11 protein-coding genes and 1 rRNA gene are annotated in these 13,638 nt (G+C 38.7%); 2 read left to right on the top strand and 10 right to left on the bottom strand.

Going from position 1 to position 13,638, the window contains the following annotated elements; all coding sequences use genetic code 11:
* Positions 1 to 106 precede the first annotated feature (106 nt).
* The gene (gene purB / locus BFP71_RS07670) at positions 107 to 1,450 is read left to right on the top strand and encodes an adenylosuccinate lyase (RefSeq protein ID WP_069834916.1); all 1,344 of its coding nucleotides are present in this window, start codon (positions 107 to 109) and stop codon (positions 1,448 to 1,450) included.
* 52 nt (positions 1,451 to 1,502) lie between these two features.
* Here the strand turns inward: purB and BFP71_RS07665 are convergent, their stop codons facing one another.
* The 3 genes from BFP71_RS07665 to BFP71_RS07655 are packed head-to-tail and all read right to left on the bottom strand — an operon-like array spanning position 1,503 to position 5,915.
* Positions 1,503 to 3,011, bottom strand: a complete 1,509-nt coding sequence (locus BFP71_RS07665; RefSeq protein ID WP_069834915.1) for a TolC family protein — start codon at positions 3,009 to 3,011, stop codon at positions 1,503 to 1,505.
* 10 nt (positions 3,012 to 3,021) lie between these two features.
* Entirely contained in the window at positions 3,022 to 4,401 is a 1,380-nt protein-coding gene (locus BFP71_RS07660; RefSeq protein WP_069834914.1) for an ABC transporter permease, read from the bottom strand.
* Between the two features lie 11 nt (positions 4,402 to 4,412).
* Positions 4,413 to 5,915, bottom strand: coding sequence for an efflux RND transporter periplasmic adaptor subunit (locus BFP71_RS07655; RefSeq protein ID WP_069834913.1), 1,503 nt, complete (start codon positions 5,913 to 5,915; stop codon positions 4,413 to 4,415).
* A 343-nt stretch (positions 5,916 to 6,258) separates the two neighbouring features.
* On the opposite strand from BFP71_RS07655, the gene BFP71_RS07650 reads away from it, so the two are divergent.
* A complete protein-coding gene (locus BFP71_RS07650; protein ID WP_069836993.1) occupies positions 6,259 to 7,026 on the top strand; it encodes a class I SAM-dependent methyltransferase in 768 nt (255 codons plus the stop codon).
* On the opposite strand, the gene BFP71_RS07645 is transcribed toward BFP71_RS07650, so the two are convergent.
* From BFP71_RS07645 to rrf, 7 genes are all read right to left on the bottom strand, one after another.
* The gene (locus tag BFP71_RS07645) at positions 7,005 to 7,985 is read right to left on the bottom strand and encodes a glycosyltransferase (protein ID WP_069834912.1); all 981 of its coding nucleotides are present in this window, start codon (positions 7,983 to 7,985) and stop codon (positions 7,005 to 7,007) included. The two genes, BFP71_RS07650 and BFP71_RS07645, sit on opposite strands and share 22 nt — an antisense overlap.
* Positions 7,982 to 8,944 carry a glycosyltransferase family 2 protein gene (locus BFP71_RS07640; RefSeq protein WP_069834911.1) on the bottom strand — a complete coding sequence of 321 codons (963 nt, stop codon included), beginning with the start codon at positions 8,942 to 8,944 and terminating at the stop codon, positions 7,982 to 7,984. Before BFP71_RS07640 ends, BFP71_RS07645 begins: the two co-directional genes overlap by 4 nt.
* A gap of 3 nt (positions 8,945 to 8,947) precedes the next feature.
* Entirely contained in the window at positions 8,948 to 9,457 is a 510-nt protein-coding gene (locus BFP71_RS07635; RefSeq protein ID WP_069834910.1) for a DUF4199 domain-containing protein, read from the bottom strand.
* A gap of 119 nt (positions 9,458 to 9,576) precedes the next feature.
* The gene (locus BFP71_RS07630; protein ID WP_176723335.1) at positions 9,577 to 10,110 is read right to left on the bottom strand and encodes a DUF4199 domain-containing protein; all 534 of its coding nucleotides are present in this window, start codon (positions 10,108 to 10,110) and stop codon (positions 9,577 to 9,579) included.
* The gene (locus BFP71_RS07625) at positions 10,100 to 11,368 is read right to left on the bottom strand and encodes a dihydroorotase (protein WP_069834908.1); all 1,269 of its coding nucleotides are present in this window, start codon (positions 11,366 to 11,368) and stop codon (positions 10,100 to 10,102) included. Before BFP71_RS07625 ends, BFP71_RS07630 begins: the two co-directional genes overlap by 11 nt.
* Before the next feature lies 1 nt (position 11,369).
* Complete coding sequence (locus BFP71_RS07620; protein WP_069834907.1) at positions 11,370 to 13,367, bottom strand: BatA domain-containing protein; 1,998 nt, start codon at positions 13,365 to 13,367, stop codon at positions 11,370 to 11,372.
* A gap of 152 nt (positions 13,368 to 13,519) precedes the next feature.
* Positions 13,520 to 13,631 (bottom strand): 5S ribosomal RNA (gene rrf, locus BFP71_RS07615).
* Between the last annotated feature and the right edge of the window lie 7 nt (positions 13,632 to 13,638).

Below are 13,638 nucleotides of genomic sequence, written 5' to 3'. Positions count from 1 at the left end.
ATTCCCTAGAAATGAAGCTGAGAAATAAGCATTAGGTGTCAGCGGACTTACCAGTCTTTGATTCATTTTGTATCTTTGCGCTTTCTCAAAATTTGAATCGTATTTCATGGAATTAAATAGTTTAACAGCCGTTTCACCAGTTGATGGTCGATATAGAAGAGTTACTTCAACTTTAGGTGAATATTTCTCGGAATACGCACTCATAAAATATAGAGTAGAGGTAGAAATTGAGTATTTCATCGCGCTTTGCGAAAAACCATTGCCACAACTTGCTGGTGTAGATAACGGCCTTTTCGATTCTTTGAGGAATATTTATAAAGAGTTCTCTGAGGCTGACGCTCGATCGATCAAAGAAATCGAAAAAACAACTAACCATGATGTCAAAGCTGTTGAGTACTTTATCAAAGACAAGTTTGACAGCTTAGGCCTCGCTGACTTTAAAGAATTCATTCATTTTGGCCTTACTTCACAAGATATTAACAATACTTCCGTACCACTTTCATTGAAAAGAGGTTTACATGAGGTCATTGAGCCTACTTTATTAGAAGTAAATGAGTTACTCAAAGAAATGTCTGAGCTATGGGCAACTGTTCCTATGTTGGCCAAAACCCACGGCCAGCCGGCTTCTCCCACCCGCTTGGGGAAAGAAATTGCTGTTTTCAAGGCGAGAATTGATGAGCAGTTAGTAATGCTTGGCGATGTACCATTTGCTGCAAAGTTTGGTGGAGCTACTGGAAACTTTAACGCCCATCATGTGGCCTACCCAAATGAAGACTGGATTGCCTTTGGTGATCATTTTGTAAGTGAATATTTGGGCCTAAAGCGTAGTAACCCAACAACGCAAATTGAGCATTACGATCACTTGGCAGCACTTTTCGATGCGATAAAAAGGATTAACACTATTCTCATCGATTTTTCAAGAGATATTTGGCAATATGTATCAATGGGCTATTTCAAGCAGAAGATTAAAGCGGGTGAAGTCGGTTCTTCTGCTATGCCCCATAAGGTGAATCCTATTGACTTTGAAAACGCCGAAGGTAATCTCGGCATTGCCAACGCAATTTTTGAACACCTATCGGCTAAGTTGCCCATATCAAGACTACAAAGAGATTTGACGGACTCAACTGTTTTAAGAAATGTAGGCGTGCCACTAGGTCATACACTGATCGCACTCCGATCGCTCATTAAGGGCATTGGTAAACTTGAACTTAATGAATCCGCTATTAATGCCGATTTGGAAGATAACTGGGCGGTGGTTTCAGAAGCCATTCAGACAATTTTAAGAAGGGAGGGATACCCTAAACCTTATGAGGCTTTGAAGGCGCTTACAAGAACGGGGGATAGAATTACTGCCGATACTATAAAAGCGTTCATCGAAACCTTAAATGTATCTGACGAAGTCAAGAATGAGTTAAGCGTTATTACGCCTTTCAATTATACAGGACAATAAAAAAAGCCCTTTTCGAAATTTCGAAAAAGGCTTTTTCTTATAAGGTCGACAATCATTTAGTTTTTTCAACCATTGTGTTGGTCTTTGGATCGTAATCTAACAATGGATTATATAAAAGTTTACTCTCCTCAAAATCATATAAAGTCAAAGCTCTTAGTTCATAATAAGCATTCCAGTATTGACGCAATGCAGTGATATAACTTCTAAGTGCTGAATCCTTTGTTGTTCTGGCATTTACTAGAGCAAGAATATCAACCTTACCTGCTAAATATCTTCCGTTGGTAATTTCGAAACGCTTCAATGCGATTTCTTGTCTTTTAAGTGCTATTTCTATTTGACTTCTAATCTGTTGAAAATTTCTAACTGCAATTGCAATCTCTTGCTCAAATGTAATTTGACCTTGTTCGATATTAAACTCAGCCAATTGCAATTGCTCTCTCGCCACTCTCATCCTAGCTTTATTTCTACCACCATCCAAAATAGGTAAAGCAAAATCCAATCTAAAAGTAGAACCAGTAGCCAAATTATCATCTCTATAAACACCTCTGAGCGCATCGGTTGAAATACTGTTATAGCCGAATGAAGCTCTTACTGTAGCACTAAACCTTAAGGCTCTGGCTTCAGCCACTTGACGTTCCGCATTTAATCGGTCCAATTTAAAATCAAGGTACTCTGCTCGATTATCTTTAGCATATTGTAAAGCAGTTTCGTAATCAATTGCAAGGTTGGGAACATCAGCAGGTGGTATCAACTCTAACTGTACGTCATCAGTGATGTTAATGAAGTTTCTAAGTTCAAGTGAACTTGTTTGAAGGTCTAGCCTTGCCTGTTGTGCACCACTTTGTGCAGTAATCAAGTCCAATTGAGTTTGAAGCACCTCATCTTCAGTGGATGTACCTATATTGTATCTACCCTGTTCAACTTTGTTAATTGTATCACTGGCTGCTTCATTTTGCTCTTCAATTTGTAAGTTCATTTGCTCTTCCAGAACTTGAAAAAACAACTGAGCTGCTCTTTGAGAGGTAGATTCTAAGCTTTGAACATACTGACGTTTCGACTGCTCATACTCAAGTGGTTCCGTTATCTTGTCCCATTTGAACGGATTTACATTGAATAATGGTTGAGTCAAAGTTATTCCAAAAGGGTCACCTTGGTACCTTGTAATATCCGTTGTATAGTTATCAAATCGAGCTAAGTTGGTTTCAAGGGCAATAGTGGTGTTTGTCCAAGGTAGCACTTGTTCTAAACCAAGACTTAAATTTGAATTGTTCTGATTTACCGAAACGAAATCAATTTCACCATTCTCTTGGGTGACCGGAGTTGCTCTATCGGTTATATTCGGCAAAGTACCTCTCAGTAAAAGTTGTGGTCTCAATTGAGAACTGTAAACATTAAAGCTCCAATAACCTAAATTTCTACTTGTCTCTGCTTGCTTGGCATTTCTCGACTGCGTTCGAGCCAACTCAATAACTTCCTCAAGTGTTAACACTCTTTTTTCTTGAGAAATTGATGTTTGAGAGAGGCAAAAAGTTGCCAATAAAAGAATAATGACCTTTTTCATATGTATTGAATTATTCGTGTCTTAATGATGTAATTGGATCTTGCTCTGCTGCTCGTTTGGCAGGTGTTATCCCAAAAATTAGTCCTACAGTTGCCGCAACACCAAATGATATTAGTATCGAAGTGAAACTAATTTGGGTTGGGAAATCTGCTAGACTGGATACTGCATAGGCTAAACCTACACCTAAAATTACACCCACAATGCCTCCAGAAACAGATATAACGACTGACTCAAAGAGGAACTGCATAATGATATCAGCCTTTTTTGCTCCAATTGATAAACGTAATCCTATTTCTTTAATTCTTTCTAGTACAGAAGCAAGCATGATATTCATAATACCAATACCACCTACTAAAAGTGAAATCGCGGCAATTGCGGCAAGTACAATATTGAATATGTTCTGTGTCCTTTGCTGCTGTTTTAGGAGAAGTTCTGGTATTGAAACTTCAAAATCTACTACTCCAAAATGCCTTCTTTCAAGCATTCTAGCTAAAACATCGGCTGTTGGATTTAATTTTTCAGATTCATTTACTTGAACTACCAAACGATCGATTTGGTGATAATTTGATGGTTTTTTATCACTGTCATCTGAAGTAGTCGTAGTAATGGAAAACCCACCTCTTCCGAAAGATCTGAAGCTTGTACCGAAATTCTTTTTTAAGCCTGAACCTGTTACCAAATCTCGATTAATATACCTGACAAGTACGGTCTGAATTGGAGTATAAACATCCATATTATAATCTCGAATACCTAGGTTTGAGATCGCTTTTTCAGAAATAAACCTCTCTTTTAGCACTCCAACAACTTCTAGCCATTGACTACCTACCTTGATTTTTTTACCAATTGGGTTTTCTCTCGGAAAGAATTTAGACTGTATACCTTTTCCAATAATACATACTGGTGTTCCTTTACGAAGCTGCATCTCGCTGAACATTTTACCGCGCTGTAGCTCAAAATTGGCTACCTCAAAATAACTTGGCTCTACACCAACCAACTTTGAAGATCTTCTGATACCATTTTTAATAATGTAGGTTTCTAGAAGTATTTCAGGGCTTAGTCGTTTTACACCTGGTATATTCTCTCTAATACTCTCTACATCTAACAGCTTTAGACCAGGAGAAAACTTATTCGAATCTTCGTCGGTATCGTCCCCTAACGTTTGTTCTACCTGCTCGATATTTGGTTTGACAATAATGTTATTGACACCAACTAGCTCTATTTGTTCCAAAATCTCAGATTGAGCACCATTACCAATGGCAAGCATAGCGATTACCGCGGCCACACCAAAGATGATCCCCAATGCCGTAAGGAGTGATCTCAATTTATTTGCGATCACTGCCTCCATAGCAATGTAGAAATTGGACAATAAACTTTTCTTATTAAAATCCATTCTCGACAGGCTTAGTTAGATGGTTGCCCTGATGTAGTTGCGCCAGACGTAGATGCACCTCCTCTTGGTCGTCCTCCACCACTTCTGCTTCCACCTCTATTTCCAAAACTCTTCATCATTTCAAGCGCTTCGGCAGGTGTCTTAGCACCTCTTTGTTTCAAAGCATCAATAATTCTAGGGTTCATTGGTGAACCGTCAGGCATTAGCCACTCTTCATTTAGTAATTGTTCAGGGGCTGCCTCATATTTCTGCATTCTAGTACCATCTAGCTCAGGAATAAGCTTAGGCTCTTTACCGTCTAGTGACTCAGGTAAAGACATGTAAAGCATATCTCCAGCTTCAACACCCATTTCAATTACGGCTTCATTACTGTTGGTTTTTCCAACTTTAACTTCTTGTAGAGAACCTCCTTTTTTCACAACATAATTGATTGAATCGTTGTAAACATGTAGACATTCCAATGGAACGTAAACTACATCTTCTAATCTCTCTGTTACAATGATGTTACTTGTAGTCATTGCTGGTCGTAAATCAGAATCTCTTTCATTGAGTCTCACCACTACTTCAAATACTTTTGCGTCTGAGTTAGGGTTTTGCTGACCTACTCTCGCAACCCGCATTACTTTACCAGTTAATTTCTTTTCTGGGAAAGCGTCCAAGCCCATCTCAACAGGTTGACCTGGCTTTACCTTTCGGATATCCACCTCATTAATAAACGTAGTTGATATCATACTAGACAAATCTGGCAACTCGGCTACATCGGGAGACCAAACATTGATCTGAGAACCTTCTACTACTCTGTCCCCGCCAAATCCACCTTTCGTGTAGATTACCATTCCTGCTTGTGGCGCAGTAATCGTAAAATCAGCGATTAGCTTTTGCATTCTCTCGTATCTATCTCTAACTCTTTTCAAATCAGAGGTAGCTTCGATCATCTTAGCTTTGGCTTGCTCTATTTTTAGAATATAATTCTCATTCGCTCTGAGCTTATCTCTTTTAAGCTTTTCAAGCTCATTCTCATATTTCTTTTTAGTTGCAGGCGGCTCATACTGAGATTGTTCTATTTGCAACTTTTTCTCCTCGATGTTGTAATCGAGATTTATAAGTTTGTCTCTTTCGCTACTTAACGTTAATGCTGTATCAATTTTAGCATTATCGTACTCAGCAATTTCCGCAGTTAATCGGTCTTTTTCAGCCTGAATCTTGTCGTATAATTCTCCTGGGTCTAGTTGAGCAACAAACTCACCCTCTCTTACTTGAGTACCTTCCTCGACAAGTCTCTGGATGGTCATTTGACGAATACCAAAATCTCTAGCCGCTGCTGGGCCAATGATTTTTGTTGATCGCTCTGCAGACAACTCTCCAGTGGTAGTTACTTCAACTGTAAATTCTCCGCGTTCTGCCTCAGCAAAAAGCACAGCCGAATCTTCAGCTTTCGATGGATTAAATACTTGAACCGCGACGATGATAATACCAACGACTACGATACCAAAAATTATTAATTTGTTTCTCATGACTTTCTGATTAACCTCAGTTTCTTTAAATTCTCTTCAAAATTATGCTTAATAAAAATCAATCTACTCCCATCTAAAAAAGATTAGCGCCTCTAGAATAATTGAGAACTAGCGGAATAGTTGTGGTTTTTATCGCACAGTCCATTAACCGTAAGCACTAACAATTGTTTTATTTTTTTCTGGTCAGTACACTATTTGTTTAGATGTTTTGAAGTCCCTAAGCGTTTAATCCAAGTGTTCGAATTATAAGAACGGCAAATAGGTGATACTACCTCTCTGAATCATAATTTGGGTGGTCGCCAATTACTTGAAACAGATTTCTATCTTTGACGAAATTTTAATCATGAAGAAACTAATAAGTTTCATGTTGAGGAACGTTCCTCGACGCTACTTGCAGTATTTTAGTCATTATGGGCTAAGATTTATCAGCATTTTCATGAGAGGCAACAATGTTGAGTGTCCCGTGTGCGAAATTTCTTACCGTAAATTTCTTCCTTATGGTAGATTGAACCCTAGGCCAAATGCTTTGTGCCCTGATTCTTTGTCATTAGAAAGGCACCGTCTTATGTGGCTTTACCTAAAGGATCGCACTGATTTCTTTACAGCAGACAAACGGTTACTCCACATTGCCCCAGAACTCTGCTTTATCAAGAAGTTCAAGAATATGCCTAACATTGATTATACCTCGGCAGATCTGGAATCTCCCCTGGCTGATGTGAAGATGGATGTACATGCGATTCCATTCGATGAAAATACTTTTGATGTAGTTTTTTGCAACCACGTTATGGAGCATGTAGAAAACGATATCAAAGCGATGAGTGAAATTCATCGTGTTTTAAAGCCGGGCGGTTGGGCAATTATTCAATCTCCACAAGACTATAGCCGCGAAGAGACGCTGGAAGATCCAACTATTACGGATCCTAAAGAACGTGAAAGAGTTTATTGGCAGGATGACCATGTACGCCTTTTTGGTCTTGACTATGGCAAAAGACTTGAAAAAGCTGGCTTTAATGTCACTGAAGACAAATATGTAATGGAGTTAGCCGAGGATGTAGTACAGCGATACGCACTACCGAAAAACGAAATTATTTACTTCTGCGCGAAGGGTTGATTACCTCTAGGACTGATTTTCTCGGTAATTAATCCCATGCCGTAGGCAAATAACTGTACAAATGCCGTACAAATGCTCGCAAAACCTACCGCAATATTCTTGGTCTTCAGCGATGAGTGAATCAGAATCGCTAAAAAGAAGAAGGAAATCGTTAAACCGCCGATTTTAAAAAGTAAGTCGCTCCAGAGATATGTGCTTAACCATCCGATAAACCCAAGGGTAAAAACGGCTGGTAACAAATGAATCAATTTCATTTCACCCGGAAAAAAACGATTAACATTGACCCTAGCTCTCCCAAAAAAATGTAGCTGTTTATAAAACTGAGATATACTTGTTCTCCGCTTATGATATACATAGGCAGATTCAATAAGACCGGTTTTGAAACCCGCATTTATTACTCTGATACTGAACTCAATATCTTCACCCATTCTAGTCAATCGATAACCGCCAGTTTCTTCGAAGACTTTTCTGGAAATCCCCATATTGAAACTCCTTGGATGGAATTTCCCAACATGTTTCTTATTACCACGAATTCCACCCGTGGTGAAGGGTGATGTCATGGAATAACTTATAGCCTTTTGCAATGTATTAAAAGAAGGGTGGGCACTATCAGGGCCACCAAAGGCATCAATACTATTAACTTCTAGAAAGTCATCGACGGTTTGGAAATAGTGATTGGGAATCAAACAGTCAGAGTCAAATACAATCAAGTAATCCCCTTTTGCTTTTTTAAAGCCATAATTTCTGGTGAAACCCTGACCTGAATTTTCTTTAAAGTAATATCTAATGTTAAGTTGATGGTTGAACTCTTCAACGACTTGGTCACACTTGTTAGTCGAACCATCTTCAATGATCAGTACCTCAAAGTTCTTGAATGTTTGATCGAGTAAGGAGGTTAGTAACTCTCTAACTTCTTCTGGGCGATTATAAACGGGTATTACGACGGAATATAGTCTCATTGATCCAAACCAATGGTCTCATCATATATATAATCGTTTCTCTTGTGCGAATTCATCACCATCATTTCCCCAACAAAACCTGCCAGAAAAAGCTGCACACCAATGATTATGGCGGTGATTGCGATAAAAAAGAGGGGCTGATCTACTACCTCTCGGTAATCAGAAGTCTTCAAGAAAATAGTTGCACGGACCTTTTCCCATACAATCCAGATCACAGAAATAAAGCCCAACAAGAAAGATACTGTTCCTAAGCTACCGAAAAAGTGCATCGGCCTTTTCTTATATCTTGATACAAACGATATAGAAAGTAGGTCTAGAAAACCATATATGAACCGTTCTAATCCGAATTTAGTTTTTCCGTATTTCCTAGCTCGATGCTCAACCACCTTCTCTCCAATTTTATTGAAGCCATTTCGCTTCGCAATTACTGGTATGTAGCGGTGCATTTCCCCATATATATCTAGGGTTTTAACCAAACGCTGGTCATAGGCTTTTAGGCCGCAATTGAAATCATGAAGTTTAATACCAGAAAGAATTCTTGTAACACCATTGAAGAGTTTAGATGGAACCGTCTTAGAAATCGGGTCGAATCGCTTCTTTTTCCAGCCAGAAACAAGTTGAGTACCTGACTTTACCATTTCATAAAGTTCAGGGATTTCATCCGGGCTATCTTGTAAGTCGGCATCCATCGTAATAACCACCTCACCAACAGTATGCTTAAACCCAACATTGAGTGCGGCGGATTTACCATAGTTCATATTGAACTTTATACCCTTTATAGGGTGATTAGGAGCAAGCGATTCAATTACAGTCCACGATTTATCATCGCTACCGTCGTCTACCAAAATTATTTCATAAAGAAAGCCATGCTTGTTCATAACACGGCTTATCCATTCTATGAGTTCTGGTAGTGACTCTTCTTCGTTGTAGAGTGGTATTACAATTGATATTTGTGTCAATTTCTAAAAGTCTTCGGCTTCGTTTTTATTTATTGCTGAAACTATTGCGCCCCAAATCAGACCACCTAAAAGCACGACTACATACCCTAGAATCAACGCTATTTCCGGATTAGAGAGTCCAGATGATAAACCTGACATTTGCTCTATCTGCTCTTCTGACATTCCTTGATCTCTCCAGCTGTCTACTACCGCTTGCTGCATGCGTTCCATTACTGTTGGGTCAATGAACTTGATATATATGTAGTTAACAACATTTCTAATAGCACCACCAATTAGAGCGGCAATCATACTGATTTTGAACCCTTTACCAAAAGACATATAACCACCGTTCTCAGTCTTAAACTCTTTAGTCGCAAGGGCATAGATTACTATGGCAACGATAACATTAACAACCTGCCACCAAGGTGGTTGTACCTCAAGTAAAAGAGGTATTAAATTTATTACAGTAGCTACAAGGCCATAAATTAACCCCCATTTTTTGGCCACTTGACCTGTAGTTAATTGATCTTCCATGATTATGATTTTAAGGTTGCTTGATCGAAAATTACTTATTTTCTACAATTATACCTATTCTGGTACCTCTGACATCTTTTTTTACTTGAGCGATATATTGAACGGATTAACGAAAGAATTTAGGCTTGACGTGTCCGTAGAATTATGGAAAAAACTGGCGCGATGAACAGGCCTATAAATAGTCGTTTCGCAAACTCACTCAAAACATCCGCCGAAACTGAAGTTGAGTCCATTCCTTTGAGCTGTCGTTCATAGACTTCTGGGCCAAACTCTTCTATTTTCTGTTCCTTTTGCTCGATGAGGTTCTCTTTCAAAAACTCCATTTTATCGATCAGATAATCTGGCTCTATCACTGTAATAAAAAGCAGATAAAATAGGCTGAAGATCGTAGCAATAGATAAGTAACTAATGAAGCCAATAGTCATACCATGATAGAACCTAAATTCGCCATTATTGTGCGATTTAAATCCCTTCATTGGTAAGAACATAAACATACCCACAACAAGAATTGTGGCTATAAATGAAAGAAGGCTTCCGGGAGGTAAACCAATAAAGTGGAAAACCAAAAACGCAACTATCGCTAATACACCACCAACAGCTCCAAAACGAACTGAAATTTGAGGAATGAGCGGATTAATTTTTTTAAGCTTCATATTCATTTAAGAATAAGCTCCCTTTGTTGACCACCCCAACTACAGAACCATTTAATTCTGAGTTAAAAAGTGGAGAGGCAACCGACTTGGAATTATTTGTTTTAGCATCAAATGTCCATTGGGTACTTGGGTTAAAGAGTGTAAGACAAGCATCATTTCCCACAGCGATCTGACTATTTTCCAAACCTAATATCTCACGTGGCATTGTCGAGAAGCGATCTATTAATGCATCTAGATCATCTCCGAATACTTCTAACATGACACTGTAGAATGTTTGTTGATTAGTGGACCCAAAGTCTGCTAGATCGAACTCTAACTTTTTGCACTCTTCATCGTGCGGTGTATGATCACTTACCACTACATCAATAGTTCCATCTTTTACGGCGGCTATTAAAGTCAACCGATCCGTTTCTGTCCTATAAGGCGGATTTACCTTGAGGTTTGTATCGTAATCACTTAGGTCGGCATCCGTGTATTTCAAATAATTAACCCCAACATCGCAAGTGACCCTTAAACCTTGAGCCTTAGCTTCTCTAATAAGTTCTACACTCTCGGCACTTGAAATTAAACTAAAGTGAATTTTACCACCTGCATAGGCCAAAAGACTCAAATCTCGTTGGATCATAACCGTTTCTGATAGTACTGGCATACCCTTTAGGCCTAACATAGTACTCACTTCTCCTTCATTCATATGACCAAAAGATGTCAGCAGCTTATCCTCTGGCTTATTGATCAATAGTCCATCGAACTTTTGAAGATACTGTAGCCCTTTCAACAAGATATCCGTATGCCATACGGGATTAAGTCCATCAGAAAACGCTACGGCTCCAGCCGTATGCAGATCAATCATCTCTGTGATCTCTTTTCCTTCACAATCTATGGTGAGCGCCGCCAAGGGGTGAAGTGTTACTTGTGCGCTTTCATTGAATCTTTGATAGTACGATATTCCATTTTTTGTACTTACAATCGGATCGGTATTGGGTAGGAGAACTACATCTGTAAAGCCACCTGACAAAGCAGTTTGAGTTCCTGAAATCAGGTCTTCTTTGTGCTCAATTCCAGGATCATTATAGTGCGCCCGCATATCCATCCATCCTGCGCTAACTTTTAAGTATTCAGCACTGACTATCTGACCATCAAAATCTATCTGATCTTCTATCTTGGCAATTTTACCATTAGAAATAAGTATATCTTTTTTGACCTTGTGGAGGGGAGTATTGGGTTGCAGAATCTCTGCGGCACGGATTAAAAATTCCATGCTACAAATATCGGATTAAAATTATCTCCACAAAAAGAAAAAGTAATCCAGCCAATAAAGCATACTTCCAAAGTGGTAAACCATTTATACTTGCGGTAAGATCACTTTCTATACTAGCACTACTCGCCGAGTTAAGTATCGAGATATTGTTAGAAGAAGTTAAATCTTCTAAAGCATCAAAAGCAATCGGTTTAACGTCGGACTCTTGTTTTGGTAGATTAAAGGATAGCAAACCGACTGGTGTATCGTCCAGTACTAATTCATAATGTCCAGTTTCAATAAGATCTTTGGGAATCTCCATTATCAATCGGCCTTCTTCTTGTCTTTGATCTGGAATTATTAATTCATCATTTTTTCTTAAGGAGTAAACTTGACTATTATCTGGGCGATCTATTGGAAAAAAGATCGTTTCACTGTCGGTATAATAATATAAGTTGGTCAAGCTGACCTTACTCCCAAGTGCCAGTTTGTACATGACAGGAACAAAAATTGCATGATTGGTAAAAGTGGTTTGGCCAGTTTCGAAACTACTAGCAAAGAAAAAGAGATTACCTTCACTCACTACTTTTGACAAAAAGGATCGACCATTTCGAAAAGTCAAGTAGGCCAACTCCTCATTCATTAATCTAAATGTTGTTAGGGCTGAAGGCATATCAAGGCTTGGTGAATTTTCTTCGAAAACGCCTTCAAAAAATGGATTCTCGTAGTCTGGCACATCAAGTGCGATCAATTCTTTTGTATCCATTATTGTATTAACCCCTAAACCTGTAAAACTCTCACTCCTAGCATTTTTGGCGGGTACAATTACTACAGTTTTCCCATCATTTAACGCCCCAGATATCGCTGTTTGCAATTGGTTTGAGTAATTATTGAGCTCATTGATAAGGATAAAGTCTGCGGAAGCTATCGCTTCGTTGTCAAGTGCATTGGTGTTTAACCTATTAAATTGAAAAAGCTCATTATCTTCAAAAAGCGATGACAAGTACGATGGTGATTGACTATCGTAGAGCTCGATTACCCTCACTTTATCAAGTTGATTAATCGTGAGATAGAAATCATTATCAAAAGATAAACCTGGATCATCGATGGTAAGTCTGATTTTTTCTAGGTTCGCCTCGTTGGTTGGTATCTCAAAATCATGTTCGGCGAATAATGTCTCTCCAAAATCGATCTCCGCTGTGCCCGAAAGTTGATCATCGAAATAGAGCTTACTGCTAATATTATTCGTGCTCTTATCATTTCGCTTGAACCTTACACTTAAGACGTTAGTGACATTGCCTGATAGAAAAGTATTCTTTAAAAAGGCGGTATCAATAGAGATATTTGAATAGTCGGTACCAGATATAGGAACTAAGAAATATTGACTCAATGAATCGACAGGTAGACTATTCAGACCGTCTTGTTCTTGGAAATCAGAGATTAGATAAACATCCCCCTCTAGTCCCTGGCCATTTTTTCTTTGTATGATTTCCTCAAACGATCGGCCAACTCCAATCTGTTCTACTTCTGTGAGGTTATCCGTCAACGATGCTTTAGTAAATTCGGTAGTCACGGAATTGCTATAGCCGTTTTCAATAAACCTAAACACTGTACCTTCGGGATAAGCATTTACAATACCTTGTGCCAGGTTATAGGCTTTATCAAAACCAATTTGATCACCATCACCCTTTACTGAAAGACTTTGAGAATTGTCTAAATAGAGTAACACTTCATCTTGGAAGCTCAACTCATTTTGTTCGCTTTTATATATAGGTCTGGCAAATGCTAAAACTAAACATGAGATGGCGAAGATTCTGGAGATAAGAATCAGTATTTCGACGGGACGCCTTTTCGAAGATGTTTCTTCTTTAACCTTTCTGAGGAGTGCGGTATTAGAGAACTCTATTTTCTTTACTCTTCTGAGGTTAAAGAGGTGGATGAATATAGGTATTAGAATTGCGAACAATCCGAATAGCAATGAAGGTGATTCGAAAATTATGAATACAGGCAGGGTATGCATTATGAAGTCTTTCTCTCCGTATGATACGAAAAGAATCAATTTTATTTTCCGATTCTGCCAAAAAGAGTCATGAATTATATAAATGGACTCTTTCCCTTTTATACAAGGGCAAAAAAAAGACCTATATCGAGTTGATATAGGTCATAATAAAAAGCTGGCGACTACTTACTCTCCCACCGGTAAAGGCAGTACCATCAGCGCAAGTGGGCTTAACTTCTCTGTTCGGAAAGGGAAGAGGTGGACCCCACCGCTATAATCACCATAAAATCTT

The organism is Roseivirga misakiensis, from assembly GCF_001747105.1.
Classification (GTDB): domain Bacteria; phylum Bacteroidota; class Bacteroidia; order Cytophagales; family Cyclobacteriaceae; genus Roseivirga; species Roseivirga misakiensis.
This window is presented reverse-complemented; position numbering and strand designations above follow the sequence as displayed.

Bases quoted from the DNA above. Each gene is read 5' to 3' on its own strand.
- purB (WP_069834916.1), top strand. From the start codon at position 107: ATGGAATTAAATAGTTTAACAGCCGTTTCACCAGTTGATGGTCGATAT.
- BFP71_RS07650 (WP_069836993.1), top strand. From the start codon at position 6,259: ATGAAGAAACTAATAAGTTTCATGTTGAGGAACGTTCCTCGACGCTAC.
- BFP71_RS07655 (WP_069834913.1), bottom strand. From the start codon at position 5,915: ATGAGAAACAAATTAATAATTTTTGGTATCGTAGTCGTTGGTATTATC.
- BFP71_RS07660 (WP_069834914.1), bottom strand. From the start codon at position 4,401: ATGGATTTTAATAAGAAAAGTTTATTGTCCAATTTCTACATTGCTATG.
- BFP71_RS07620 (WP_069834907.1), bottom strand. From the start codon at position 13,367: ATGCATACCCTGCCTGTATTCATAATTTTCGAATCACCTTCATTGCTA.
- BFP71_RS07625 (WP_069834908.1), bottom strand. From the start codon at position 11,368: ATGGAATTTTTAATCCGTGCCGCAGAGATTCTGCAACCCAATACTCCC.
- BFP71_RS07635 (WP_069834910.1), bottom strand. From the start codon at position 9,457: ATGGAAGATCAATTAACTACAGGTCAAGTGGCCAAAAAATGGGGGTTA.
- BFP71_RS07645 (WP_069834912.1), bottom strand. From the start codon at position 7,985: ATGAGACTATATTCCGTCGTAATACCCGTTTATAATCGCCCAGAAGAA.
- BFP71_RS07665 (WP_069834915.1), bottom strand. From the start codon at position 3,011: ATGAAAAAGGTCATTATTCTTTTATTGGCAACTTTTTGCCTCTCTCAA.
- BFP71_RS07630 (WP_176723335.1), bottom strand. From the start codon at position 10,110: ATGAAGCTTAAAAAAATTAATCCGCTCATTCCTCAAATTTCAGTTCGT.